Here is a 25,001-nt window from a genome sequence, read left to right as displayed (position 1 = left end):
GATCGTCTGCACGTCTGGGACTGTACGCCCATGTCCCGGTGATGTCACGTGTCGAGGCGGCCGTCTCACGCACTGGGACGTGCGGGGCGCGGCCCGGTGCGCCGGAGCACCCGTCCCTCCCACGGCTCCAGGTGCCCGACGGCGCCCGGCCGGGTGCCGTCGTCGGCCCGCCCGGGGTGCGTGGTCACGAGGACCGACGCGTCCTCCCAGCCCGTGAGCGTCCCGGCCGGGACGTCCTGCGGGACGCCGCCGACGTTGACGAGCACGAGGAGCTCGTCCCGGACGGGCGTGCCGTCGGGCCCGGGCGCGTCGAGGGCGCGCGTGAACGCGTAGACCGCCTCGTGGTCGGGCAGCAGCATGCGGAAGTCGCCGAGCGCGACGACCGGCTCCTCCCGGCGCAGCGCGACGAGCCGCCGGTAGAAGTGCAGCACGGAGTCCTCGTCGGCCCAGGCGGCCTCCGCGTTGATCGTCGTGTGGTTGGGGTTGACCTCGAGCCACGGCGTCCCCGTCGTGAAGCCGGCGTTCGCGCTCGCGTCCCACTGCACGGGCGTGCGGGCGTGGTCGCGGCTCGCGTGCGCGAGCACGGAGAGCATCTCCCCGTCGGTCCGCAGGCGCGGGGCGCCCGTGCGACCGGTGAGCTCGCGGAAGTACCCGAGCGACTCGACGTCCTGGTACTGCTCGATCCGCGTGAACGGCGCGTTCGTCATGGCGAGCTCCTCGCCCTGGTAGACGTACGGCGTGCCGCGGTGCAGGTGCAGCAGGAGGGCGAGCGCCTTCGCCGAGGCGACGCGGTGCTCCGGGGAGTCGTCGCCGAACCGCGAGACGACGCGCGGCTGGTCGTGGTTGTCCCAGTAGAGGGCGTTCCAGCCCCGGTGGGCGAGGCCCGCCTGCCAGCGGCCGAGGGTCGCCTTGAGATCGGCGAGGTCCCACCGGACCGGGTCGTACCGGGTCGCCCCGTGGTCGATGCCCATGTGCTCGAACTGGAACACCATGTCGACCTCGCGACGGTCCGGGTCGGTGTACCGCACGCCGTGCTCGACCGTCACGCCCGGCGTCTCCCCCACCGTGAGGATCTCCCGGCCCCGGGCGAGGTACGGCGCGAACACCTCGCGGTGCATCTCGGCGAGGAACTCGTGCACGCGCGGCCCGTCCGTGTAGTGCGGGCTCCCGTCCCCGTACGTGCCCCAGTGCACCTCGCCGTCGGGCAGCGAGCCGTCGGGCGCGACGTCCTTGGAGATGAGGTTGATGACGTCCATGCGGAAGCCGTCGACGCCGCGGTCGAGCCACCGCCGCATCATCGAGTAGACCGCCTCGCGGACGTCGGGGTTCTCCCAGTTGAGGTCCGGCTGCTTGGGGTCGAACAGGTGCAGGTAGTACTCGCCCGAGGCCTCGTCGAACCGCCACGCGCTGCCCCCGAAGAACGAGCGCCAGTTCGTCGGCTCGGCGCCCGGGGCGCCGGGCTCCATGCCCTCGCGCGCGGGGCGCCACCAGTACCAGTCGCGCCGCGGGCTCTGCGCGGACGAGCGCGACTCGACGAACCACGGGTGCTCGTCGCTCGTGTGGTTGACGACGAGGTCCATGACGAGCTTCATCCCGCGCGCGTGCAGCCCTTCGATCAGGGCGTCGAGGTCCGCGAGCGACCCGAACAGCGGGTCGACGTCCTCGTAGTCGCTGATGTCGTAGCCGTTGTCCGCCTGAGGCGACCGGTACACCGGGGACAGCCACACGACGTCGACGCCGAGCCGCTCCAGGTGGTCGAGGCGTCGCGTGATCCCCGGGAGGTCCCCGATGCCGTCGCCGTCGGTGTCCTGGAACGAGCGCGGGTACACCTGGTAGACGACCGAGCGCGTCCACCAGGGGGCGTCACCGGGCGTCTCGGCGCCGGGCCACCCGCCGCGGGGCAGGGGGTCCGGGGTGGGTGCGGACGAGGTCATCGCACGGCTTCCTCTCGGGTCAGGGGGTCCTGGTCCCAGCCTGCCCGACGCCGCGCGACGCGGCGACGCGACGGGCGGGGTCCGTGAGGACGTCGACGTCGTCGACCCACTGCTCGACGGTCCCGACGCCCGGTGGCAGCGCCTGCACCACCGGGTCCTGGATCGCGGACGTCACCACGTCGGCCACCGGCCCGAGCCCCCGGAAGGGCCGGTCGAAGAACGGGACGACGACGTCGGTCACGGTCGGGAGGCCCACCTCGCCCTGGAGGTCGTGCAGGGTCTCCAGCCCTCGGCACAGCGCCGCCTCGCGCGCCCGCCAGTCGTCGGCCGCGAGCGCCTCCGCGAGGTCGGGCCCGGCGGCGGCGGCACGCGGGAGCGCGGCGAACGTCGTCCCGAACCACTTCGCGTACGGCGTCCAGCGCCGCTCGAGCAGGAAGCCGAGGTGCATCGCTGCGCGCACGAGCCGGGCGGCGACGACGCGCGACCCGAGGTCGTCTCCGCGCTCCGCCGTCCGGCCGACGAACGGCAGCTCCTGCCCGATCCGCGCCCAGTCGACGGCGACCGCGTACCGCCACAGGTCGTCGGGATACCAGGCGAGGCGCTCGCGCGCCGCGGTGGCCTGACCGCCGGTGTCCACGAACACCGGCCCGGCCGTCACCTCGAGGACCGCCTGACCGGTGAGCGTGAGCCAGTCGTCGACGGCGAGCGGTCGCGTCGCGTCGACGCCGAGGCGCGACGTGACGAAGCCCGACGGCGACGCGACCTCGACCTGGTGCGGACCGTGCGGGCTCCACGTGGTCGGGAACCGGGTCGGGTGCCCGGCGAACGTGTCGGGCAGCGCCGCGCCGAGCAGCGCGTCGACCTCGTCGACCATCGGCTCGTCGACCAGCAACGTCAGGCGCAGACCCCAGTCGTGGTCGCGCGACGTCGCGTCGTCGAGCCCGAGGACGTCGGACCCGCTCCCGAGGCGTCCCGCCGCGTGCGGCAGCCCGGGCCAGCGGCCGAGCAGGATCGGCCCGACGACCTCGTCGTAGTAGCGCCGCGCGAGGTCGGTCCCGGTCTCCACCCGGGCAACCTAGCGGGTCGGCGTCACGACACCCAGGGCTTTCGCCGCTACCACCGCTCGGCCCCGACGAAGCGCGTGGGAGCCGGGTCGACGCCCAGCACGTCGCGCAGGACCGTGAGGTCGTAGGTGCGTTCCATCGCGAGGTGGCTCAGCGCGTACCGGGTCAGGCGCGGCGGCTCGCGGCGACGCAGCCGCCGGGCGACCGTCTCGACCGCGCCCGCGAGCGCCCAGGCGGGCCGCACCGGGACGGCGACGACCCGCACGGCGGTACCCCGGCGGCGCAGCGCGTCGGCGAGCGCGTCGCGCAGGACCACCGGCTCGGCGTCGGCGACGTTCACGACGAGCGGGCCTCCGGCCGCGCCGTCCCCCGCGCCGGGCGCGCGGGCCGCGGCGTCGGGCAGCACGACGGCGGCGCGCGCCGCGGCGAGCAGCGTGTCCACGTGGGTCAGGGACTGGAGCACGCGCCCGCCGCCGGGCAGGACGAGGCGCCCGCGCCGCACGGCGGCCTCGACGCGCGGCAGGAGCGTCGAGTCGCCCGGCCCGTAGACGGCGTGCGGGCGCAGGACGACGACAGCGCCGCGGTCGGGGTGGCGCGCGACGTCGCGGGCCAGCGCGCGTTCGGCCTCCGCCTTCGTCGTGCCGTAGGCGTCGAGGTACCGGGCGACCGGCGCCTCGTGCTCGCGGGCGCGGACGCTCGGGCGGTACGGGTCGTACACGCTGCCGGACGAGACGTGCACGAACCGCGCGCCGGGGAACGTGTCGCGGACCGCGAGCGTCCCGGCGACGTTCGTGGCGCGCGCGACGTCGAGCGCGCACCAGTCGGACACGGCGGCGCCCCCGTGCACGACGGCGTCCACCGGGGGCGGGTCGGCGAGCGGACCGGTGGTGAGGTCCCAGGCGAGGTGCCGGGCGCCGTCGACCGCCGGGTCGCGGCGGGAGGACGTCCAGACCTCGTGGCCGTCGGCGACCAGCCCGCGCGCGACCGCTCCCCCGACGAATCCCGACGCCCCGGTGACGACGACCCTCACGCGCGGGCGCCGGGCGTGTCTCGGCCGACGGCGGCCGACTCAGCGGGCACCAGCGGCGCGGCGGGCACGCTCGGCGCGGCGGTCTCCAGCGGTGCGGCGGGCACCAGCGGCGCGGCGGCGCGCGAGAGCGCGGCGCGGTCGGGCTTGCGCGAGCGACCGGCGAGCGGGATGCGGTCGGCGAGCAGCACGACGTCGGGCAGCGCGTCGTGGTCGAGCACGCCCGGCAGCGCGGTGCGCACCCGGTCCACGAGCGGGTGGTGCGGGTCCAGGCGCACCGCCGTACCGGCGTCGGGCCGAGGATCGGGCCTGGTGGCCGTCTCCGGCCGAGAGTCTCCCGACGCCGAGGTGACGACGAGCGCGACCCGCTCGTCGCCGTCCACCTGGGGAACCCCCACGAGCAGCGCCTCGCCGACGCCGTCGAGCGCCGCGACGCGCGGCTCGTAGAGGCCGGGGTAGATGTTCGTCGTGCCGCGGATGATCATGTCCCGCGTGCGGCCGACGAGGACGAGCCGCCCCGCGTCGTCGAGGCGCGCGAGGTCGCCGGTGCGGTGCTCCGCGGCCCGTGCGCCCGCGCCCCGGGCGGGGGCGTCGAGGTCGTGCAGGTAGCCCGCCATGAGCGACGGCCCGGACAGCACGAGCTCCCCGACGCCGTCCTCGTGCCCGGGCTCCCCGACGACGGCGTCCCGGCCGTCCTCGGGCTCCTCGTCCTCGACCGGGTCGAGCCGCGCGACCGTGCCGGGCAGCGGCGCGCCGACGAGGTCGCCGTCGCCCGCATACGCGAGCTTCTCGCGGGCCTCGACCACCGCGACCGGCAGGATCTCGGTCATCCCGTACACCGCGACCCACCGCGTGCCGGGCAGCACGCGCGTCGCGCGCTCGAGGAGCGCGCGGGTCACGGGAGCGCCGCCGACGAGCGCGACGCGCGGCCCGCGTGCCGGGACTGCCCCGGCCTCGATCGCGTCGAGCAGTGCCGTGACGTCCGCGGGCACGAGGTACGTGCCCGCGGCGCCGTCGAGCTGGCGCGCGAAGGTCGTGATGTCGCGGCTCGGCGGGTCGGCCGGCACGGACCACGTGGCACCCGCGAGCAGCGCCGGGACGCCGAGCAGCATCTGGTCGGTGTGCACGACGTCGCCCGGCGCGAGCGCGAACACGTCGCGCAGCAGGTCGCACCCGGCGAGCAGCGACCCGGCCGTGTGCACGACGGCCTTCGGCTGCGCCGTCGTGCCGGACGTGAAGACGGTGAGCGCCTCACGGTCCGGGTCGAGCGGCGGCAGCGCCGCGCGGTCGACCGCGCTCGCGGCGAGGCGGCGGGCGGCGCGCGAGCCGCGCGGCACCCCGGGGAGCCACGGGCCGGCGTGCACGTGCCGCAGCGGGAGGCTCGCGTAGTCGGGCAGGAGCAGGCCCCGTGACCGCGCCAGACGGCGCAGCGGCCCGCGCGAGGCGGCGTAGAGGAGCGACTCGGTCGTCGCGAGCGACGGCCCGGCTGCGCTCACGCGTGCCGCGAAGAGCTCGGGCGTCGAGCCGGGGTCGACGAAGACGACGGTCCCGCCCGCCCGGACCACCCCGAACGCGAGCACGACGCCCTCCGGCCGGGGCCGCACCGAGAACAGGGCGCGGTCGCCCGGCGCGAGGCCGTCGGCCGCGAGCGCCGTCGCGGTCGCCTCGACGCGCCGCGCGAGGTCGGCGTACGAGGCCTCCTCGCGCACGCGCGCACCGCGGCGGCCCGGCCGCGTCCAGCGCCGGAGCGCGACCGCGTCGGCGGACGCGTGCCCGGCGGCCCCGCGGGCGAGGATCGGGGCGAGCAGGTGGCGGGCCACGTCGTCGGGCGCGGTCATGCCGCCTCCCCGGCCGACGACGCGGCCGATCCGGCGACCGGGCCCGGTGCGCGCACCTCGCCGCCGACCGCCCGCACGACGAGCGAGCGGTACGCCGGGATGAGCACGCCGCGGGCGACGGCTCGGTCGGTGACCTGAAGGCTCCGACCCGCCGCGGCGACCGGGCGCAGGGCGTCCAGGACGGCGTCGACCTGGGCCGTCGCGAGCGGCATGCCGAGACAGAAGTGCGGGCCGGCGCCGAACCACAGGTGTCGCACCGCCGGGTCGACGGGGGCGTCCGGGTCGAAGGGGCCCGCGTCCTTGCAGCAGGAGATCGTCGCGATCACGACCCGGTCGCCCGCGCGGACGCGGACGTCGCCCACGGTCGTGGCGGCACGCACGGAGCGGAGCATGGCGGGCGTGGGGGCCGTGACGCGCAGCGCCTCCTCGACGACGCGGCCGCGCAGCGCCGCGGCCTCCGGCCCGGCGCCGGGGTCGGCCGCGAGGAGCCGGTCGAGCCAGCCGGTGTCCGCGGTGAGTGTAACGAGGCGCGGCACGAACGACTGGATGGTCTCGGTGCCCGTGAGGACGAACGCGCCGACGGCGCCGAGCGCCTCGTCCTCCGAGAGCCCGAGCTCGCGCATGCGCCCGGGGACGGTCGCGGGGTCCCCCGCGCGGTACGCGTCGCGCGCCGGTGCGGACAGCCGCGCGAGGACGGCGCGCGCGTGCCGCACCTGGCTGGGCGTGAGGCTGCGCCGGTGCAGGCGCACGAGGCCGACCACGGACTGTGCGGCGGTCATCGCCTCGCGGACGGCGGAGTCCGTCGGGGGCAGCCCGGTCATCGCGCAGACGACCGTGCCGGCCATGGTCGCCGTCTCCGCCACGAGGTCGACGCGCTCGCCCGCGAGCAGCCGCGGGGCGAGGCCCGCGAGGACGTCGGGCACGCTCACCGCGACGAGGTCGCGCACCGCGCGGGGCGTGAAGAGACCCGACAGCGCCCGGCGCAGGCGCGCGTGGTCGGCGCCCTCCATGTTGAGGAGCACGGACGGGCCGAGCACGGGCGTCCACAGGTCCGACGGCGACCCCGGGCCCACCTTGGAGAAGTGCTCGGTGTCGAGCAGCACGGCGCGCGCCGTCGCGGCGTCGGACACGACCACCCCGATCCCGGGGACGCGCACGACCGGGCCGCGGTGCCGCAGGGCCCGGATCGCCGGGTAGACGAGCGGGTGCGCCCCGCGCTGCACCCGCTCCTCCCAGCGCATCGCCGCGGCGAGCCCGGCGGGTGCGGGCGCGAGCGCCGTGCCGGTCACCGGATGTCCACGAGCTCGGGCCGGTAGCGGTGGTCGGCGTACCAGCCGAGCGTGCGGACGAGGCCCCACGCGTGCGCCCGGCGCGTCGAGGCCCGCACGACGACGTCACGGTGCGCGCCGTACCGTCGCGTGCGGCGGCGCACCGCGTTGACGAGCGCCCGGTCCTCGTGGACGTCCTCGATCGCGGTGCGCGGGAACCCGCCCGCCGCCTCGTACAGCGCCGCGGTGATCGCCATGTTGCAGCCCGGCGCCATGACGTAGGGCCCGAGGTAGGACGGGTCCTGGTTGCCGGGGCGGAAGCGCCCGAACGTGCTCGCGACGCTCACCGCCGCGGAGAGCACGCCCTGCTGGACGCGCGAGACCGGGCGGTCGTCGGTACGCGGCACGAGCCGTCCCGCGACGAGGTCGTGCCCGCTCGCGAACGCGGCCCGCACGCGTCGGGTCCAGTCGGGCAGCGGCAGGCAGTCGGCGTCGGTGCGGGCGAGGTGGGTCGCGCCCTGCGCGATCGCCGCCCGCATCCCCGTGTCGGCCGCCGCGCCCGTGCCCTTCTGCGGCTCGTCGACGACGCGCCACCGCGTCATGCCCCACGCCGCCGCGGTCGCGCGCACCAGGTCGCCCGTGCCGTCCGACGACCCGTTGTCCACGACGACGAGGTCGAAGTCCGTGTCCTGCTGGTCGCGCAGCGCCTCCAGCGTCGCGACGATCCCGTGCGCCTCGTCGCGCGCGGGCACCACGACGGCGAGCCGCTGCGTGCTCGTCACTCCTCGCGTGAACCGCCGGGTGCTCACAGCCGCACCACCGTCGCGCCGATGCTGATGCCGCCCGCGAGGCCGACGAGCACGACGACGTCGCCCGGCCCGACCCGACCCGTCTCGAGCGCGGTCGCGAGCTGGAGCGGGAGCGTCGCGGAGGCGACGTTGCCGTGGTCGGCGACGGTGACGAGCGTGCGCCCGGTCGGCAGGCCGAGCGCGGCGTGCACGTCGTCGAGGTAGGCGACGGCGACCTGGTGCACGGCGACGAGCGCGACGTCGTCCCACGTGAGCCCCGCACGGCCGAGCGCGTCGAGGACGACCCCCGGCCCGAGCGCGAGGAACGCGTCCCGGAGCCGCGACCCGTCGATCTCGAAGTAGGTGCGCTCGAGGTCGCGCGGGTGCGCGGTGCCGCCCCCGGGGAGCATGCCGACGTCCCAGTGCGTCGACTCGGCGCCGAACGCGCTCGCGAGGATGCCGCGGGGCGCGGGGGCGCCGGAGCCGTCGCGCGCGTCGGCCTCCGCCGCGGTGACGCGGCGCACGAGGACGGCGGCCCCGGCGTCGGACATGGTGTAGCCCGGGGCGGAGAGCAGGTAGGTCGCGCGGTCGGGGACGTCCCAGCGCACGGCGCGCGACGGCGCCTCCCCGCACGCGACGAGCACGGTGCCGTACCGGCCCGTCGCGACGAGCGCCTCGGCGACCTCGATGGCGTTGAGCACGGAGTTGCACGCGTTCTTGACGTCCATGACGGGCGCCCGGACCCCGAGCTTCGCGGCGACGATGTGGCTCGTCGCGGGCTCGACCATGTCCTGGCTCGCCGACGCGAAGAGCAGCAGGTCGACGTCGTCGGGGGCGAGGCCCTGGGTCGCCAGCAGCTTCTCCGCGGCCGCGACGGCGAGGTCGGAGGCGTCCCAGTCGTCGGGGAGCACGTGGACCTGCCGCACGCCCGTGAGGCGCGAGACCATCGGCACGCGCGGCGCCGCGCCCGGGTTGCGCTCCGCGAGCGCGCGCTCCGCCTCGCGCACGTCGACCACGCGCTCGGGCAGGTGGACCCCGACGGCGGCGATCACCGCCGCGGGACGCACGGGTGCGGACCCGGGGGCTACCGGGCGGGGTGGGTTCTCTGGCACGCGCGACACAGTAGCCAAGCAGACCCCCTCGGACGGCGGGCGTCCACAGGTTCCGATGGGGTGAAGTGCCCATCCCCGGACGGCGGCGCGGCCGCCCCGTGGCCCTGCCCGTGCGCCACACTGACCCCGTGACTGCGACCACGACCGGACCCGTGCCCACCCGCGAGCGCCGTCGCGCCCTGCCCACGACCCGGCACGAGCTGCAGGTCCTCACCGCCGCGCGCCCCGCGATGGCCGGCGTGCTCCTCGTGGGCGGCGCGCTCACCGGGCGGCGTCCGGGCGGTGGGCTGCGCCGGGTGCCGGGCCTCGGGTGGGTGACGGCCGACCCGACCGTGGGTCGCCGCATCCTCACCGACCACCGGCACTTCACGATCGTCGGCGAGGGCGGGGTCGGGCACCTCTGGGCCCAGATCCTCGGCGACTGGGTCCTCGACCTGTTCGACGGCCCGGGCCACCACGACCTGCGCACCCGCTCGCGCGAGCTCTTCACCGAGGCGAGCGCCGCGGCGTTGGTCGACGGCGCGTGGTCGCTCGCGCTCGACGACGCGCGCCGCACCCTCGCCGCGGGCGGGACGGTCGACGTCGGCCGGCTCGCGCGCGTGCTCGTCGGCCGGATGATGATCTCGCTGCTCGGCATCCCGTCCCCGGCGGCCACCGGGGCGGGCTCAGGGCCGGGCACAGCGACGGGCTCAGCGGCGGGCTCAGCGGCGGGCGCCGGGACCGGCGCGACGCCGGAGGCCGTCCCGACGGACGACGACGCCCTCGCGGCCTTCGCGACGGGCGAGCGGCTCGCGTCGATCGCGCTCGGGAGCGCCGGCTCGACGTACCTCGCGCCGGGCCAGGTCGCGGCGGCGCGGGAGATCGTCGCCGAGCTGACCCAGGGCGTCCCGGACGGGTGGCGGCACGCGCCGGCCGACCGCCTGCTCGGCCGGTGCCGCGAGCTCGGCCTCGGGCTGGAGGAGACGACCGGGCTCGCGAGCCTGCTCATGGTCGCGGGCACCGAGACGTCGGCGTCGGCCATGGTCCGCACCACCGCGCTCCTGATCGACACGGGCGAGCAGCACCGCCTGCTCCGGCTCCTGGCCGACGAGCGCGCCCACCCCGTCGAGCGGACCGCCGGCGAGCCGGACGCCGTCGAGAACGCCGTGCGCGAGGGTCTGCGCGTGACGAGCCCGGCCTCGGTGATCGGCCGGGGCGTGTCGGCCGACGTCGAGGTCGCGGGCCGCACCCTGCGCGCCGGGGAGCGCGTCATGATCCTCACGTGGGCGGCGAACACAGCGGCCGGGCCGTTCCGCGCCGACCGCCCCTACGTGCGCGAGACGCGCCAGCTCTGGTTCGGCGCGGGGCGCCACCTGTGCCTCGGCGCCGCGCTCGCCCGCGCCGAGATCGCCGCGCTCCTGCACGCGCTGTACGACGACGGCGCACCCCTGCGCGTCGTGTCGCGCCGCGCCAAGCGCCGGGTCCTCGTGCCCGGCTACGACCAGCTGGTCGTTGCGCGCGCCTGACCCGCAGGGCGGGAATCGGCAGCGGTACACCGGGCGTCAGCCCTGCGGGGTCACGCTCCACGTGCCGGCGGTCTTCACGGCGAGGACACCGGGAAGCGCGAGGTCGTACGTCTCGGTGAACGCCTCGGTGTCGCCGAACATGCGCGACGCCTCGCGCGTGACCCCGAAGTATCGGCCCTGGAACGAGTCCTCGGGGCCCGCCGGCGTCCACGACACCTCCGCGCTCGTCGTGCTGCCGTCGAGCCGCAGGACGGTCGGTCCCGTGCCCGACTGCGGCCCTGCGACGGGCGGCAGGTCGTTCCAGCTCTCGAACCGCAGGGACCACTCCCCCGACGCTTCGAGCCAGATCGACTGCTGCGGCGCGGAGTCCTCGAAGACGTCCATGAGGTACGACCCGGTCGTCTCACCGAGCGCACCCGGGTACGGCGTGACGTCCGTCGGTGCCATGAACGCGCGCGTCCCCGCGCAGTCGCCGCAGTCCAGGTGCACGACGACGGCGAAGTCGCCGTCGCGCGCGAACGTCACGGCGGCGCTCCCCGTCCCGCTCGCCGCGGCGGGTGCACCGGCGGCGACCGTTCCCGCGTCCACCGCCTGGGCGGGTGGCGCGGAGGGACGGTCGGCGAGCGGGTCGACCACCTCGGGCGTCGTCTCCTCCGACGGCTCGTCGCGCGTGCCCAGCGCGTCCTCGGTGGCCGTCGGGCTCGGGGCGGAGGACCCCGGAGCGACCTCCGGCTCCCCGGCGGCAGTGCACCCGCCGAGCGCGACGACCGCGGCCGTCACGATGGCCAGCGGGACGACGGCGGACGCGGCCCGGCGACGGCGCGGCGATCTCTCCGGACGTGCGCTCACGGGACCAGCATCGCAGGGACCGGGCGGTTCCTGCGCGCTCGGCTCATCCCCGTAGCCACCGGCCCCGGTCAGTCGCGCGCCTGCCAGGTGCACACGCACGCCTCGTTGCCCTCGGCGTCGGCCAGGACCCAGAACGCGGGCGCGCGCCGGTCGGACACGAGGTGCCCGCCCGCGGCGATGGCGGCGGTGACGCGCGCCTCCGCGACGTCGTGCGGGACCGTCACGTCCACGTGGATGCGGTTGCGCTGCTCGCGCGGCGCGTCCATCTGCTGGAACCAGAACGCCGGGGCGCGCCCGCTCGGATCGCGGAGCTCGGGTGCGGGCAGCTCGGGGGCGCCCTCGTCGAACCCGAGGACCGCGCGCCAGAACGGCTGCACCGCCGTCCCGACGAGGGTGTCGACAGCGATCTCGAGGTCCTGCACCGCCGTCGGGTCCGCGACGAGGTCGAGCTCGCGCGCCGCCGCGGAGATCTGCCGGGCGAGGGCCACGTCCCGCTCGCTGACGCCCCCGACGTCGTGCGAGGTCAGCCGGACCGTCACCGTCCCGTACCGCAGGTCGACGTCGGGGTGATGGTTCGCCGCCTCGGCGAGCTCGCCGATCGCGTCGACGAGCTCCACCCCCGCGGTGAACGACCCCGTGCGGAACAGCGTCTGCACCGTCCTGAGGATGAACCGCCAGTCCTCGACGCCGTCGCTGTCGTGGAACTGGCGCGCGGTGATGCGGTCGTCCGCCGTCTGGGTCATGGCCGTCCTCCGGGGTGCGTCGCTGCGGCGAGGTGCGACACCACGCTAGTGCGCGCCTGCGACGCCCGCGCGCTCCGGGGTCACTCGAGGATCGCGCCGCGCGACGCCGACTGGACGAGCTTGGCGTACTTCGCCAGCACGCCGCGCGTGAACGTCGGGGGCAGCGGCGCCCACCCGTCGCGGCGCGCGGCGAGAGTGTCGGCGTCGACGAGCAGGTCGAGCGTCTTGTTCGCGACGTCGAGCCGGATCGGGTCGCCGTCGCGCACGAACGCGATGGGGCCCCCGTCGACCGCCTCGGGCGCGACATGCCCGACGCACAGGCCGGTCGTCCCGCCGGAGAAGCGGCCGTCCGTGAGCAGCAGGACCGTCTTGCCGAGCCCCGCGCCCTTGATCGCGCCCGTGATGGCGAGCATCTCGCGCATCCCCGGGCCGCCCTTGGGCCCCTCGTACCGGATGACGACGACGTCCCCGTCGGTGATCGTGCCGTCCTCCAGGGCGTCGAGCGCCGCGCGCTCGCGCTCGAAGACGCGCGCGGTGCCCTCGAACACGTCCTCGTCGAACCCGGCGGACTTCACGACGGCGCCCTCGGGCGCGAGCGACCCGTGCAGGATCGTGATGCCGCCCGTGTGGTGGATCGGGTTGTCGAGGGCCCGCAGGATCTTGCCGTCCGGGTCGGGCGGGTCGATGTCGGCGAGGTTCTCCGCGACCGTACGGCCGGTGACGGTGAGCGCGTCGCCGTGCAGCAGGCCGGCGTCGAGCAGGGCCTTCATGACGACGGGCACGCCGCCGATGCGGTCGACGTCGTTCATCACGTAGCGCCCGAACGGCTTGAGGTCGCCGAGGTGCGGCACGCGGCTCGCGACGCGGTCGAAGTCGGCGAGCGTGAGGTCGACCTCGGCCTCGTGCGCGATGGCGAGCAGGTGCAGCACCGCGTTGGTGGAGCCGCCGAACGCCATGACGACGGCGATCGCGTTCTCGAACGCCTCCTTCGTCATGATGTCGCGCGCCGTGATGCCGAGCCGCAGCAGGTTGACGACGGCCTCGCCCGAGCGGTGCGCGAACGCGTCCCGGCGCCGGTCCGCCGACGGCGGCGCCGCCGAGCCGGGCAGCGACATGCCCATCGCCTCCGCGACCGACGCCATCGTGTTCGCCGTGTACATGCCGCCGCACGCGCCCTCGCCGGGGCAGATGGCGCGCTCGATGCGGTCCACGTCCTCGCGGCTCATGAGCCCGCGCGCGCACGCGCCGACCGCCTCGAACGCGTCGATGAGCGTGACGTCCTTCTCCGTGCCGTCGGAGAGCTTGACCCAGCCGGGCATGATCGAGCCCGCGTAGAGGAACACGCTCGCCAGGTCGAGCCGCGCTGCCGCCATGAGCATCCCCGGGAGGGACTTGTCGCACCCGGCGAGGAGGACCGTCCCGTCGAGGCGCTCCGCCTGGACGACCGTCTCGACCGAGTCCGCGATGATGTCGCGGCTCACGAGCGAGAAGTGCATCCCCTCGTGGCCCATGGAGATGCCGTCGGAGACGGAGATCGTCCCGAACTGCAGCGGGTACCCGCCGCCCGCGTGCACGCCCTCCTTCGCGCCCTGCGCGAGCCGGTCGAGCGACAGGTTGCACGGCGTGATCTCGTTCCACGAGCTCGCGATGCCGATCTGCGGCTTGGCGAAGTCCTCGTCGCCCATCCCGACGGCGCGCAGCATGCCGCGCGACGCCGTCGCCTCCAGGCCGTCGGTGACCTGGCGGGAACGCGGCTTGAGGTCGGGTCCGGCGTCGGACCCCGAGGTGTGCCCAGTCATGACCCCACTCTAGGAACGGCACCGGCGCGGGGCGCGGCGGGACGCGCCGCGGCACGGAGGCCCGCCCGGCCCGTGCAGGCCCGAGACGGGCCGACCGCGGTGCGAGGCGCACGGCATCATGGGGCCGTGCACACACGCCCCGGAGCCGTCCGAGCCGTCCTGCCCGTCCTCGCCCTGGCCGCGACCGCCGCGTGCGCGGCTCCCGCGCCGTCGGGCACGAGCCCCGGCTCCCCTACCTCCGCGACGTCCGCCCCCGCACCGGACGCGACGACCGGGTCGCCCGACGACACCGCGACCGCGACGGCGACCGCGAGCGCCGAGGAGGCTCCCGAGGGGCAGGTCGAGACGCCCGAGGAGTCGTTCCGCGCGTGGCTGGCCGCGAGCCGCGCGCCGGACGTCGAGGTCGCGTGCGGCTACCTCGCACCGGAGCTCGTCGACCGGATGGTCGCCGAGATGACGGCACAGGGGTGGCCGGGCATCACGGACTGCGCGTCGATGACCACGACCACCGCCGGTCTCTACGCGGCCGTGGGCGACGTGCCGGAGGTCGAGGTCGGCGTCCGCGAGGAGCGCGCCGACGCGGCGGTGCTGTCCGTCGTCTACGACGGCGGCGACTGCGGGATCGCCGTCATGGTGCCGCAGGGCGCGCGGTGGGTCGTCACGGAGCAGTCCGAGGAGGAGTGCTGACCCTCGCCGCGGGGGGCTCCGCGCCCGGGCACGACGACGGGCCCGCACCTCGGGAGGTGCGGGCCCGTCGTCGTCGGGTCAGCGGCGCTTGATGAGCGACACGTCGCGGACGGCGCCGCGGTCGGCGGACGTCGCCATGGCGGCGTAGGCCTGCAGGGCGGGCGAGACGTAGCGGTCGCGGTCGACCGGCTGCCACGGGTTCTCGCGCGCCTCCATCTTGGCGCGACGCTCGGCGAGCACGTCGTCCGGCACGTTGAGGCGGATGAGGCGCGTGTCGACGTCGATCTCGATCTCGTCGCCGTCCTCGACGAGGCCGATGACGCCGCCCGCGGCGGCCTCGGGCGAGACGTGGCCGACGGAGATGCCCGACGACCCGCCGGAGAAGCGGCCGTCGGTGATGAGCGCGGTGACCTTGCCGAGGCCGCGGCCCTTGATGAACGACGTCGGGTACAGCATCTCCTGCATGCCGGGGCCGCCCGCGGGGCCCTCGTAGCGCACGACGACGACGTGGCCGGGCTGGACCTGCTTGGTGAGGATCTTCTCGACGGCCTCGTCCTGCGACTCGCAGACGAGCGCCTTCCCGACGAAGTGGAAGATGTCCGGGTCGACCCCGGCGGTCTTGAACACGGCGCCGTCCTCGGCGAGGTTGCCGCGCAGCACGGCGAGCCCGCCCTCGACGGTGTACGCGTGCTCGAGGTCGCGGATGCAGCCGTTCGCGGCGTCGGTGTCGAGCGACTCCCAGCGGTTCGACGTCGAGAACGCCTGCGTGGTGCGCACTCCCCCGGGCGCCGCGTGGAACAGCTCGACGGCCCGCTCGGTCGCCTTGCCGCCCCGGACGTCCCAGTCGTCGAGCCACTCGCGCAGCGTCGGCGTGTGCACGCTCGTGACGTCGTGGTCGAGCAGGCCCGCGCGGTCGAGCTCGCCCAGGAGCGCGGGGATGCCGCCGGCACGGTGCACGTCCTCCATGTGGAAGTTCGGGTGGTTCGGCGCGACCTTGGACAGGCACGGCACCTGGCGGCTGATGCGCTCGATGTCGGTGAGGTCGAAGTCGACGCCCCCCTCCTGCGCAGCGGCGAGGATGTGCAGCACGGTGTTCGTCGAGCCGCCCATCGCGACGTCGAGCGCCATGGCGTTCGAGAACGCGGCCTTGGTCGCGATCGAGCGGGGCGCGACGGAGTCGTCCTCGTCCTCGTAGTAGCGCTTCGCGAGCCCGACGATCGTGCGGCCGGCCTCGAGGAAGAGCTCCTTGCGCGCGGCGTGCGTCGCGAGGGTCGAGCCGTTGCCGGGGAGCGACAGGCCGAGCGCCTCGGTGAGGCAGTTCATCGAGTTCGCGGTGAACATGCCGGAGCACGACCCGCACGTGGGGCACGCGTTCTCCTCGACCTGGGCGAGCGCGGCGTCGGACACCGCGTCGTCGGCCGAGTAGTTGATCGCGTTGACGAGGTTGAGCGGGGTCTTCGCGACGCCGTCGGCGACGACCGCCTTGCCGGCCTCCATGGGCCCGCCGGACACGAAGATCACCGGGATGTTGAGCCGCAGCGCGGCGTTGAGCATGCCGGGCGTGATCTTGTCGCAGTTCGAGATGCACACGAGGGCGTCGGCGCAGTGCGCGTTGACCATGTACTCGACCGAGTCGGCGATGAGGTCGCGGCTCGGGAGCGAGTAGAGCATGCCGCCGTGGCCCATGGCGATGCCGTCGTCGACGGCGATGGTGTTGAACTCCTTGGAGACGCCGCCGGCCTCGCGGATCGCGGACGCGACGAGGTCGCCCATGTCCTTGAGGTGTACGTGGCCGGGGACGAACTGCGTGTACGAGTTGGCGATCGCGATGATCGGCTTGCCGAAGTCCTCCGCGCCCATGCCGGTCGCGCGCCAGAGGGCGCGGGCGCCGGCCATGTTGCGGCCGTGGGTGGACGTCCGAGAGCGCAGGGGGCGGCTCATTCCGGGTCAGCTCCTTCGACGGGGTGCTGCGACCGATCCTCCGGCCGCCGGGTCACATTACGCCTCGTCGGGGCGGTCCGGCCGAGGCGTCCGTCTCGTGGTCGTGCGGCCTACGTACGTAGCCCCGAGGGACCTACGGGATGTCCACGCGATCCGGACGTAAGGGTTGAACCGCCTCCCGTACCCCTGCCACCGTGGGCGAGCACGTCACGGCCGGACGACCACCGCGACGCCTCGACGGGGAGCGGCACACCGCTCGGGTCGGGGTGGGTCCTCGCCGGCCCCGACCCGACCACTTCTCTCCCCGAGGGGGCACCTCCATGTCCACGTCCACCACGTCCGCGCCGCCCGGCGCCACCCCGGGGGCCGCAGCGCGCACCACCGGCCCCGTCACCCAGGACGACGTCGTCACGCGCTCGTCGGCCCGCCACGCCCTCGCGCTCACGCGGATCGGCACGGCCGTCGTCTTCCTGTGGCCGTTCACCGACAAGCTCGTCGGCCTCGGGTACGCGACCCCGCGCGAGCGCGCGTGGCTCGCGGGGGGCGCACCCACGCAGGGCTACCTCGAGAACGGCGCTCAGGGCCCGCTCGCGAGCACGTTCGCCGCGATGGCGAGCCCCGTCACCGACTGGCTCTTCATGCTCGGGCTGCTGGGCGTCGGCCTCGCGCTCCTGCTGGGGATCGGCCTGCGGGTCGCCGCGGTGAGCGGCACGGTCCTGTTCGCGATGCTGTGGCTCTCGCAGTGGCCGCTCGCGGCCGGTTCGAACAACCCGGTCGTCGACGACCACGTCCTCGTGATCCTGCTCCTCGCCGTCCTCGCGACGACGCTCGCGGGCGACACGTGGGGCCTCGGCCGACGCTGGGCGGCCCTCCCCCTCGTGCGCCGGGCGGCCTGGCTGCGCTGACGCGCCGCGGGACTGGTACCCCCACGGGTGCAGCACCGGAGCGGGGCCGCGACGTCGCGGCCCCGCTCCGTCGTCCGACGCCGCCCTCAGGCCCCGGCGGTGTGCGCGCCCTCGAGCTCGTCGGCGTGGCGGATGTGCCGCGTGACCCACGGCGCGAGCGCGAACAGCGCGAGCGCGAACACGAGGGTGATGGCGCCGATGCCGCCGAAGTACGCGGTGTCGGAGGCACCCTCGGTGACCTGCACGACCTGCGCGGTGATGGCCTGCCCGGCGGCGGGCGCGAGGAACCACAGGGCCATCGCCTGGGACCGGAACGCCTTCGGCGCGAGCAGGGTCGTCGCGGCGAGGCCGACCGGCGACAGGCACAGCTCGCCGAGCGTCTGGATCACGTAGACGAGCACGAGCACCCACGACGGCGCCTTGCCGTCGCCGACGACGGCCGACGCGGCCGCGAGGAAGAGGAACGACACCGACGCGAGGGTGAGGCCGATCGCGAACTTGTTGGCCGTCGTCGGGCGGTCGCCCGTCTTGAGCCAGATCCACGCGAACACGGGCGCGAGGACGATGATCGACAGCGGGTTCACCGACTGGAAGAACTCGGGGCTGATGCCCACGCCGAAGAACGTCAGGTCGGTGCGGTCCTTCGCGAACGCCGAGAGCGTCGTGGCCGCCTGCTCGAAGATCATCCAGAAGAGCATCGCCGCGACGAACAGCGGGATGTACGCGATGACACGCGGCCGCTCGGCGTCCGTCACGCGCGGCGAGCGGTACATGACGATGAAGTACGCGATCGGCGCGAGGAACGCCAGGTAGGACATCGTGTCGATGAAGGTCGAGATCTCGAACCCGCCCGCGACGAGGACGGCGACCAGACCGACGAGCACCACGCCGCCCGCGATGAGGAGGAAGATCCGCGCGATCTTCGCGCGCTCCTCGGGGCGGACGGGGTTGGGCACGTGCGCCCCCGCCTCGCCGAGGTAGCGCCGGCCCGCGACGAAGAACACGAGCGCGACGGCCATCCCCACCGCGGCCACGGCGAAGCCCGCGTGGTAGCCGCCCCAGGCCCGCGCGGCGCCCACGAGGAACGGCGCGACGAACGAGCCGAGGTTGATGCCCATGTAGAAGATCGAGAAGCCCGAGTCGCGGCGCGGGTCGTCGCGCGCGTACAGCTCGCCGACCATCGACGACACGTTGGGCTTGAGCAGGCCGGTGCCGAGCGCGACGAGCGCGATGCCCACCATCGAGAAGCCCGCGCCGGGGACCGTGAGGCTCACGTGCCCGGCCGCGATGATGATGCCGCCGTACAGGACGGAGCGCCGGGACCCGATCACGCGGTCCGCGAGCCAGCCGCCCACGACGGACAGCAGGTACACGCTGGTGCCGTAGATCGACACGAGAGCGAGGCCCGTCGTCTCCCCGATGCCCAGGCCGCCGTTCGCCACGGTGTCCGTGAGGTAGAACAGCAGGATCGCGCGCATCCCGTAGTAGCTGAACCGCTCCCACAGCTCGGTGGTGAAGAGCGTCAGCAGCCCGCGCGGGTGCCCGAAGAACGCGTGGTCCCCGACGATGGCCCCCGCCGCGGGGCCCTCGGCGGCCCCTACACCGGCCGCGGTCCCCGGCCCGAGGGGCGGTGCCCCGGCCTCCGGCTCGGTGCGCGCCTCGCGCCCGAGCGCACGGCGTCGCGCGTCGTCCTGCTCTCGTCGGTCGTCACCACCCATCCTGCGATGCTCCCACCGGCGTGCACCGCCTGCGACCGTTAGCGTGGCCGGATGCCGACGCTCTGGTGGTGCCGCCGCGACCTCCGCCTCGCCGACAACCCGGCCCTCGTCGCGGCGGTGCAGGCCGCCCGGGACGCGGACGACGAGGTCGTCGCGCTCTACGTGCTCGATCCCCGCCTGTGGGGCGCCGCGGGCGACCCGCGCCGCGCCTACCTCGCGCGCAGCCTCGCCGCGCTCGACGAGGCGACGGGCGGCCGGCTCGTCGTCCGGCACGGCGACCCGCGCGCCGTCGTGCCCGCCGTCGCGCGCGAGGTCGAGGCGCGCGAGGTGCACGTCGCGGCGTCGTTCGAGCCCTACGGCGTCGCCCGCGACGTCGCGGTCGAGGAGGCGCTGCCCGACGCCGACGCGCACCTCGTGCGCACCGGCTCGCCCTACGCCGTCGCGCCGGGGCGCCTGCGCACGCGCACCGGGACCCCGTTCCAGGTCTTCACGCCGTTCCGCGACGCGTGGGTCGAGCACGGCTGGCGCGACCCGGCGCCGAGGCCGCGCGACGTGCCGTGGGCCACGCTCCGGTCGGACGGCGTCCCCGCCGACCCCGGTACCGACGCCCGGCTCCCCGCGGCGGGCGAGGCCGCGGCGCGACGGCGCTGGCGCGACTTCCTCGCGGACCACCTCGCGGGCTACGCGACCGAGCGCGACCGCCCGGACCGGCCCGCGACGTCGGGCATGTCGGTGCCGCTGAAGTGGGGCGAGCTGCACCCGCGCACGCTCCTCGCCGACGTGCGGAGCGCCCTGCACGACGGCTCCGCGCCGTCCGACGACGCGCTCGCCTACCGCTCCGAGCTCGCCTGGCGCGAGTTCCACGCGGACGTCCTGTTCCACCACCCGGGGGCGGCGCAGCAGTCGTTGCGGACCGTCGTCCCGGAGGACGCGTGGGCGGAGGGTGCCGCCGAGGACGCGTACCTCGCCGCGTGGGCCGAGGGCCGCACGGGCTACCCGCTCGTCGACGCCGGGATGCGCCAGCTCCTCGGCGAGGGGTGGATGCACAACCGCGTGCGGATGGTCGTGGCGTCGTTCCTCGTCAAGGACCTGCACGTGCGGTGGCAGCGCGGCGCGGAGCACTTCATGGCGCACCTCGCGGACGGCGACGTCTCACAGAACCAGCTGAACTGGCAGTGGGTCGCGGGGACGGGCCGCGACGCCGCGCCGTACTTCCGCATCTTCAACCCCGTCACCCAGGGCAAGAAGTTCGACCCCGACGGCACGTACGTGCGCCGGTGGGTGCCGGAGCTGCGGGAGGTCGAGGGCCGGGGGGTCCACGAGCCGTGGACGCTGCGCGAGCTGCCGGCCGGGTACCCCGAGCGGATCGTCGACCACGCCGTCGAGCGGAAGGTCTCGCTCGACGACTTCGAGCGGGCCCGGCGCGCCTGACGCGATCTTCTCAACCAAAGGGTTGACGACTTGCCGGGTGCGGCGTAGCGTCGTTGTCAACCAATGAGTTGACGAACCGGACGCCGTACCCCGGCGCCCCACGAGGAGGTCCCGTGACGGCCGACCCGCTCTCCCGCGTGTTCTCGGCGCTCGCCGATCCCACGCGCCGCGACATGGTGGCCCGGCTCGCGTCGGGAGACGCCAGCGTCGGGGAGCTTGCCCGGCCGTACGACATGTCCGTCCAGGCGGTGTCCAAGCACCTGCGCGTGCTCGAGGACTCCGGCCTGGTGACCCGCACGACGGACGCCCGGCGCGCCCCCGTGCACCTCGAGGCGGAGGTGCTGGACCTCATGACGAAGTGGATCGAGCGCTACCGGCGCGAGGCCGAGGACCGCTACCGCCGCCTCGACGACGTCCTGCGCGACCTGCCCGACCGACCGGGCACCACCGAGAACGACCCGACGACAGGAGCAGCACCATGACCACCACCGGCACCCACGAGACCGAGATCGTCGTCCCCACGGACCTCCCGATCGTCCGCATCGTGCGCGAGTTCGACGCGCCCGCGGCGAAGGTCTTCCGCGCCCACCTCGACCCGGAGCTCTTCGCGCGCTGGAACGGCCCGCGCTACCTCACCCAGCGCAACGAGCTCTGGGACGTGCGCACGGGCGGCGCGTACCGGTACGTCCAGGTCGACCCGGACGGCAACGAGTACGCGTTCTTCGGCAGCGTCCACGAGGTGCGCCCGGACGAGCTCATCGTCCAGACGTTCACGTTCGAGGGCTTCCCCGACGGCGTCTCGCTCGACCGCCTCGTGTTCGAGGACCTGCCCGACGGCCGCAGCCGGCTCACCGCGACGTCGCTCGTCGACTCGTTCGAGGGCCGCGACGGCTTCGTCGCGAGCGGCATGGAGGTCGGCGTCCGCGAGGGCTACGAGCAGCTCGACGAGCTCCTCGCGCAATCCTGACCCCCACGCCCTCCACCCCGCCGAGGTAGAGCCCCGGTCCGCCGAGGTAGAGCCGTGGTCGCGACCAGGGCTCTACCTCGGGCGACCAGGGCTCTACCTCGCGCTCGACGAGGGGCGGCACCCACCAGCGGTGCCGCCCCTCGTCGTGTACGGGTCAGGTGGTTCCCCGTGCCCGGCCCCCGCGGCCGGGCACGGGAGTCTCAGCCCCTCACGCGTCGCCGCGCGCGAGCAGGCGGCCCGTGGGGCGGTCGAGGGTGATCTCCTCGCCCCGCAGGTACGTCGCGACGACGGCGCCCGAGAGCGCGCGGTCGGCGTACGGCGTGATGGGGTTCTTGTGATGCAGGGCCTTCGGATCGACGACGAACGCCGTGTCCGGCTCGACCACCGCGAGGTCCGCGTCGAAGCCGAGCGCGATCGAGCCCTTGCGCCGCAGGCCCGCGACGGCCGCCGGGCGAGCCGACATCCACTCGACGACGCGCGCGAACGGCACACCGCGCGTCCGCGCCTCGGTCCACACGATCGCGAGACCGAGCTGGAGCGACGACACCCCGCCCCACGCCGTCCCGAAGTCGCCCGTGTCGAGCTCCTTGAGGTCGGGCGTGCTCGGCGAGTGGTCCGAGACGATGCAGTCGATCGTGCCGTCGAGCAGCCCCTCCCAGAGCAGCTCGCGGTTGTCGATCTCCCGGATGGGCGGGCAGCACTTGAACTGCGTCGCGCCGTCGGGGATCTCCTCGGCCGCGAGCGCCAGGTAGTGCGGGCACGTCTCGACCGTGAGGCGCACGCCCTCGCGCTTCGCGCTGCGGATCATCGGCAGCGCGTCCGAGCTCGACAGGTGCAGCACGTGCGCGCGCGCCCCGGTCCAGCGCGCCGCCTCGATCACCGCGGCGATCGCGACGTTCTCCGCGCCGCGCGGGCGCGACGCGAGGAACGCGTCGTAGTGGTCGCCGTGCGGGGTGGGCGCCCGCTCGATCGCGCGCGAGTCCTCGGCGTGCACGAGCATGAGCCCGTCGAAGTCGGCGAGCAGGCGCAGGTCGGCCTCCAGCTCGTCCGGCTCGAGGTACCCGAACTCCTCGACCCCCGAGTGCAGCAGGAAGCACTTGAACCCGAACACGCCCGCGTCCCACAGGGGCCGCAGCTCGTCCGCGTTGCCGGGCACGGCGCCGCCCCAGAACCCGACGTCGACGAACGCCTGGTCGCGCGCGACCTTCTGCTTGGTCTCGAGCGCCTCGACGTCGACCGTCGGGGGGATCGAGTTGAGCGGCATGTCGACGATCGTCGTCACCCCGCCCGCGGCGGCGGCCCGTGTCGCGGACGCGAAGCCCTCCCACTCGGTGCGCCCCGGCTCGTTCACGTGCACGTGCGTGTCGACGAGCCCCGGGACCAGCACCTGGTGCGGCCCCAGCTCGACGACGCGCGCGCCGTCGAGCCTCGCGCCGAGCGGCTCGATCGCGCGGACCACTCCCCCGACGACACCTACCTCGCGCGGGTGCTCGCCACCGGCGACGAGCACGCGCTCGCCGCGCACGACGAGGTCGTACTCGTGCCCGCGACCGCTCACCTCACCCGTGCCCATCGCGCCCTCCGTCATGTCTCCTGCTCCCTGGGTGCGGCGTGCTCAGTCGAGCAGCGCGGTGGCGGTGGGGGCGTCCTGGGCCGAGATCGCGAGGTCCTCGAACTCGTTCACGCCCGTGATCTCGACGCCCATGGCGATGTTCGTGACGCGCTCGAGGATGACCTCGACCACGACCGGCACGCGGAACTCCGCCGCCATGGCCTGCGCCTTCGCGAACGCCTCGCCGAGCCCCTCGGGGTCGGTCACGCGGATCGCCTTGCAGCCCAGCCCCTCGGCCACCTTGACGTGGTCGACGCCGTAGCCGCCCAGCTCGGGCGAGTTGACGTTCTCGAACGAGAGCTGGACGTGGTAGTCCATGTCGAAGGCCCGCTGCGCCTGGCGGATCAGGCCCAGGTAGGAGTTGTTCACGACGACGTGCACGTACGGCAGGTTGAACTGCGCGCCGACCGCGAGCTCCTCGATCATGAACTGGAAGTCGTAGTCGCCCGAGAGCGCGACGACCGGCTCGTCCGGCACGGCCTTCGCGACACCGAGCGCCGCCGGCCCCGTCCAGCCGAGGGGCCCGGCCTGGCCCGCGTTGATCCAGTGCCGCGGCTTGTACACGTGGAGGAACTGCGCGCCGGCGATCTGCGAGAGCCCGATGGTCGTGACGTAGCGCGTCTCGGGGCCGAAGGCCTTGTTCATCTCCTCGTACACGCGCTGCGGCTTGATGGGGATCTCGGTGAAGTGCGTCTTGCGCTGCAGCGTCCGCTTGCGCTCGGCGCACTCGGCCGCCCAGCCCGCGTAGTCGCGCGCACGGCCGGCGTCGCGGCGCTCGCGCGCGACCTCGACGAACAGCTCGAGGGCCGCCTTCGCGTCCGAGACGATGCCGTAGTCGGGCGCGAACACGCGACCGATCTGCGTCGGCTCGATGTCGACATGGACGAACGTGCGGCCCGCGCGGTACGTGTCGAGGCCGCCCGTGTGGCGGTTGGCCCAGCGGTTGCCGATGCCGAGCACGAAGTCGGACGCGAGCAGGTTCGCGTTGCCGTAGCGGTGCGACGTCTGGAGACCGGCCATGCCGGCCATGAGCGCGTGGTCGTCCGGGATGACGCCCCAGCCCATGAGCGTGGGGATCACGGGGACGCCGAGCGTCTCGGCGAGCTCGACGAGCAGGTCCTCGCCGCCCGCGTTGACGATGCCGCCGCCCGCGACCAGCAGGGGACGCTCCGCCGCGAGCAGCAGGTCGATCGCCTTCTCGGCCTGCGCGCGCGTCGCCGCCGGGCGGTGCACGGGCAGCGGCTCGTAGGTCGCCGGGTCGAACTCGATCTCCGTGAGCTGCACGTCGATCGGCAGGTCGACGAGCACCGGGCCCGGGCGGCCCGAGCGCATGAGGTGGAACGCCTGCTGGAAGACCTGCGGCACCTGCCCGGCCTCGAGCACGGTCTTGGCCATCTTCGTCACCGGAGCGGCGATGCTCGCGATGTCGACGGCCTGGAAGTCCTCCTTGTCGAGCTTGGCGACCGGCGCCTGGCCCGTGATGCAGAGCATCGGGATCGAGTCGGCCCACGCGGCGTAGAGGCCGGTGATCATGTCGGTGCCCGCGGGGCCCGACGTGCCGATGCAGATGCCGATGTTCCCCGGCTTCGCGCGGGAGTAGCCGTCGGCCATGTGCGACGCGCCCTCGACGTGGCGGGCGAGCACGTGGTCGATGCCGCCGTGCGCGCGCATCGCGGAGTAGAAGGGGTTGATGGCGGCGCCGGGCAGGCCGAACGCCTGGGTCGCGCCCTCGATCTCGAGGATCGCCACTGCGGCGTCCACCGCACGCATACGAGGCATGGTTTCTCTCCTTGCTGGAGGTGACGTCGTCGTC

General features: G+C 74.9%; 20 protein-coding genes. 6 read left to right on the top strand and 14 right to left on the bottom strand.

What is annotated here, in order from left to right; genetic code table 11:
* Positions 1-65: 65 nt before the first annotated feature.
* The 7 genes from RDI86_RS06315 to RDI86_RS06285 are packed head-to-tail and all read right to left on the bottom strand — an operon-like array spanning position 66 to position 9,031.
* Positions 66-1,934 (bottom strand): alpha-glucosidase, encoded by a 1,869-nt coding sequence (locus tag RDI86_RS06315; protein WP_308820973.1) that lies wholly within the window; start codon positions 1,932-1,934, stop codon positions 66-68.
* A gap of 19 nt (positions 1,935-1,953) precedes the next feature.
* Positions 1,954-3,000: a DUF4037 domain-containing protein gene (locus RDI86_RS06310; protein WP_308820972.1), complete on the bottom strand. Its 1,047-nt coding sequence runs from the start codon at positions 2,998-3,000 to the stop codon at positions 1,954-1,956.
* Between the two features lie 47 nt (positions 3,001-3,047).
* Entirely contained in the window at positions 3,048-4,028 is a 981-nt protein-coding gene (locus RDI86_RS06305) for an NAD(P)-dependent oxidoreductase (RefSeq protein WP_308820971.1), read from the bottom strand.
* On the bottom strand, positions 4,025-5,863 hold the full coding sequence (locus RDI86_RS06300; RefSeq protein ID WP_308820970.1) for a class I adenylate-forming enzyme family protein: 1,839 nt from the start codon (positions 5,861-5,863) through the stop codon (positions 4,025-4,027). The genes RDI86_RS06305 and RDI86_RS06300 overlap by 4 nt, the downstream gene beginning before the upstream one ends.
* Positions 5,860-7,152 (bottom strand): cytochrome P450, encoded by a 1,293-nt coding sequence (locus tag RDI86_RS06295; protein WP_308820969.1) that lies wholly within the window; start codon positions 7,150-7,152, stop codon positions 5,860-5,862. The genes RDI86_RS06300 and RDI86_RS06295 overlap by 4 nt, the downstream gene beginning before the upstream one ends.
* The gene (locus tag RDI86_RS06290) at positions 7,149-7,940 is read right to left on the bottom strand and encodes a glycosyltransferase family 2 protein (protein ID WP_308820968.1); all 792 of its coding nucleotides are present in this window, start codon (positions 7,938-7,940) and stop codon (positions 7,149-7,151) included. Before RDI86_RS06290 ends, RDI86_RS06295 begins: the two co-directional genes overlap by 4 nt.
* On the bottom strand, positions 7,937-9,031 hold the full coding sequence (locus RDI86_RS06285; RefSeq protein WP_232422997.1) for a 3-oxoacyl-ACP synthase III family protein: 1,095 nt from the start codon (positions 9,029-9,031) through the stop codon (positions 7,937-7,939). Before RDI86_RS06285 ends, RDI86_RS06290 begins: the two co-directional genes overlap by 4 nt.
* Before the next feature lie 128 nt (positions 9,032-9,159).
* On the opposite strand from RDI86_RS06285, the gene RDI86_RS06280 reads away from it, so the two are divergent.
* Entirely contained in the window at positions 9,160-10,536 is a 1,377-nt protein-coding gene (locus tag RDI86_RS06280; protein WP_308820967.1) for a cytochrome P450, read from the top strand.
* A 36-nt stretch (positions 10,537-10,572) separates the two neighbouring features.
* Here the strand turns inward: RDI86_RS06280 and RDI86_RS06275 are convergent, their stop codons facing one another.
* From RDI86_RS06275 to ilvD (RDI86_RS06265), 3 genes are all read right to left on the bottom strand, one after another.
* Positions 10,573-11,385, bottom strand: a complete 813-nt coding sequence (locus RDI86_RS06275; protein WP_308820965.1) for a hypothetical protein — start codon at positions 11,383-11,385, stop codon at positions 10,573-10,575.
* Between the two features lie 68 nt (positions 11,386-11,453).
* A complete protein-coding gene (locus RDI86_RS06270; RefSeq protein ID WP_076405746.1) occupies positions 11,454-12,128 on the bottom strand; it encodes a 4a-hydroxytetrahydrobiopterin dehydratase in 675 nt (224 codons plus the stop codon).
* 80 nt (positions 12,129-12,208) lie between these two features.
* Positions 12,209-13,927 (bottom strand): dihydroxy-acid dehydratase, encoded by a 1,719-nt coding sequence (gene ilvD, locus RDI86_RS06265; RefSeq protein ID WP_074809864.1) that lies wholly within the window; start codon positions 13,925-13,927, stop codon positions 12,209-12,211.
* A gap of 126 nt (positions 13,928-14,053) precedes the next feature.
* On the opposite strand from ilvD (RDI86_RS06265), the gene RDI86_RS06260 reads away from it, so the two are divergent.
* Positions 14,054-14,614: a hypothetical protein gene (locus RDI86_RS06260; RefSeq protein WP_211933171.1), complete on the top strand. Its 561-nt coding sequence runs from the start codon at positions 14,054-14,056 to the stop codon at positions 14,612-14,614.
* A gap of 78 nt (positions 14,615-14,692) precedes the next feature.
* Here RDI86_RS06260 and ilvD (RDI86_RS06255) read toward each other — a convergent pair whose 3' ends face one another.
* Positions 14,693-16,555 (bottom strand): dihydroxy-acid dehydratase, encoded by a 1,863-nt coding sequence (gene ilvD / locus RDI86_RS06255; protein WP_308820963.1) that lies wholly within the window; start codon positions 16,553-16,555, stop codon positions 14,693-14,695.
* 320 nt (positions 16,556-16,875) lie between these two features.
* On the opposite strand from ilvD (RDI86_RS06255), the gene RDI86_RS06250 reads away from it, so the two are divergent.
* Positions 16,876-17,460 (top strand): DoxX family protein, encoded by a 585-nt coding sequence (locus tag RDI86_RS06250; RefSeq protein ID WP_171468155.1) that lies wholly within the window; start codon positions 16,876-16,878, stop codon positions 17,458-17,460.
* Between the two features lie 86 nt (positions 17,461-17,546).
* Here the strand turns inward: RDI86_RS06250 and RDI86_RS06245 are convergent, their stop codons facing one another.
* Positions 17,547-19,178: a peptide MFS transporter gene (locus RDI86_RS06245; protein WP_083711909.1), complete on the bottom strand. Its 1,632-nt coding sequence runs from the start codon at positions 19,176-19,178 to the stop codon at positions 17,547-17,549.
* Positions 19,179-19,229: 51 nt separating this feature from the next.
* Between RDI86_RS06245 and RDI86_RS06240 the strand changes: the two genes are divergently transcribed.
* The 3 genes from RDI86_RS06240 to RDI86_RS06230 all read left to right on the top strand — a co-directional run bounded on the left by RDI86_RS06240 (position 19,230) and on the right by RDI86_RS06230 (position 21,576).
* Positions 19,230-20,609 (top strand): deoxyribodipyrimidine photo-lyase, encoded by a 1,380-nt coding sequence (locus RDI86_RS06240; RefSeq protein ID WP_076405754.1) that lies wholly within the window; start codon positions 19,230-19,232, stop codon positions 20,607-20,609.
* A 113-nt stretch (positions 20,610-20,722) separates the two neighbouring features.
* Positions 20,723-21,091, top strand: coding sequence for a helix-turn-helix transcriptional regulator (locus tag RDI86_RS06235; RefSeq protein WP_043654229.1), 369 nt, complete (start codon positions 20,723-20,725; stop codon positions 21,089-21,091).
* Positions 21,088-21,576, top strand: coding sequence for an SRPBCC family protein (locus RDI86_RS06230; protein ID WP_085387610.1), 489 nt, complete (start codon positions 21,088-21,090; stop codon positions 21,574-21,576). Before RDI86_RS06235 ends, RDI86_RS06230 begins: the two co-directional genes overlap by 4 nt.
* A 208-nt stretch (positions 21,577-21,784) precedes the next feature.
* Here the strand turns inward: RDI86_RS06230 and allB are convergent, their stop codons facing one another.
* Positions 21,785-23,164: an allantoinase AllB gene (allB, locus tag RDI86_RS06225; protein WP_308820962.1), complete on the bottom strand. Its 1,380-nt coding sequence runs from the start codon at positions 23,162-23,164 to the stop codon at positions 21,785-21,787.
* Positions 23,165-23,191: 27 nt separating this feature from the next.
* On the bottom strand, positions 23,192-24,967 hold the full coding sequence (gene gcl, locus RDI86_RS06220; RefSeq protein ID WP_308820961.1) for a glyoxylate carboligase: 1,776 nt from the start codon (positions 24,965-24,967) through the stop codon (positions 23,192-23,194).
* Between the last annotated feature and the right edge of the window lie 34 nt (positions 24,968-25,001).

Source organism: Cellulosimicrobium sp. XJ-DQ-B-000 (assembly GCF_031119065.1).
GTDB classification, from domain to species: Bacteria; Actinomycetota; Actinomycetes; order Actinomycetales; family Cellulomonadaceae; genus Cellulosimicrobium; species Cellulosimicrobium funkei.
This window is presented reverse-complemented; position numbering and strand designations above follow the sequence as displayed.

What these genes read in the sequence shown, in the direction of transcription:
- RDI86_RS06315 (WP_308820973.1), bottom strand. Translation starts at nt 1,934, where the DNA reads ATGACCTCGTCCGCACCCACCCCGGACCCCCTGCCCCGCGGCGGGTGG.
- RDI86_RS06300 (WP_308820970.1), bottom strand. Translation starts at nt 5,863, where the DNA reads ATGACCGCGCCCGACGACGTGGCCCGCCACCTGCTCGCCCCGATCCTC.
- RDI86_RS06270 (WP_076405746.1), bottom strand. Translation starts at nt 12,128, where the DNA reads ATGACCCAGACGGCGGACGACCGCATCACCGCGCGCCAGTTCCACGAC.
- ilvD (WP_074809864.1), bottom strand. Translation starts at nt 13,927, where the DNA reads ATGACTGGGCACACCTCGGGGTCCGACGCCGGACCCGACCTCAAGCCG.
- ilvD (WP_308820963.1), bottom strand. Translation starts at nt 16,555, where the DNA reads ATGAGCCGCCCCCTGCGCTCTCGGACGTCCACCCACGGCCGCAACATG.
- RDI86_RS06250 (WP_171468155.1), top strand. Translation starts at nt 16,876, where the DNA reads ATGTCCACGTCCACCACGTCCGCGCCGCCCGGCGCCACCCCGGGGGCC.
- RDI86_RS06245 (WP_083711909.1), bottom strand. Translation starts at nt 19,178, where the DNA reads ATGGGTGGTGACGACCGACGAGAGCAGGACGACGCGCGACGCCGTGCG.
- RDI86_RS06240 (WP_076405754.1), top strand. Translation starts at nt 19,230, where the DNA reads ATGCCGACGCTCTGGTGGTGCCGCCGCGACCTCCGCCTCGCCGACAAC.
- RDI86_RS06230 (WP_085387610.1), top strand. Translation starts at nt 21,088, where the DNA reads ATGACCACCACCGGCACCCACGAGACCGAGATCGTCGTCCCCACGGAC.
- allB (WP_308820962.1), bottom strand. Translation starts at nt 23,164, where the DNA reads ATGACGGAGGGCGCGATGGGCACGGGTGAGGTGAGCGGTCGCGGGCAC.
- gcl (WP_308820961.1), bottom strand. Translation starts at nt 24,967, where the DNA reads ATGCCTCGTATGCGTGCGGTGGACGCCGCAGTGGCGATCCTCGAGATC.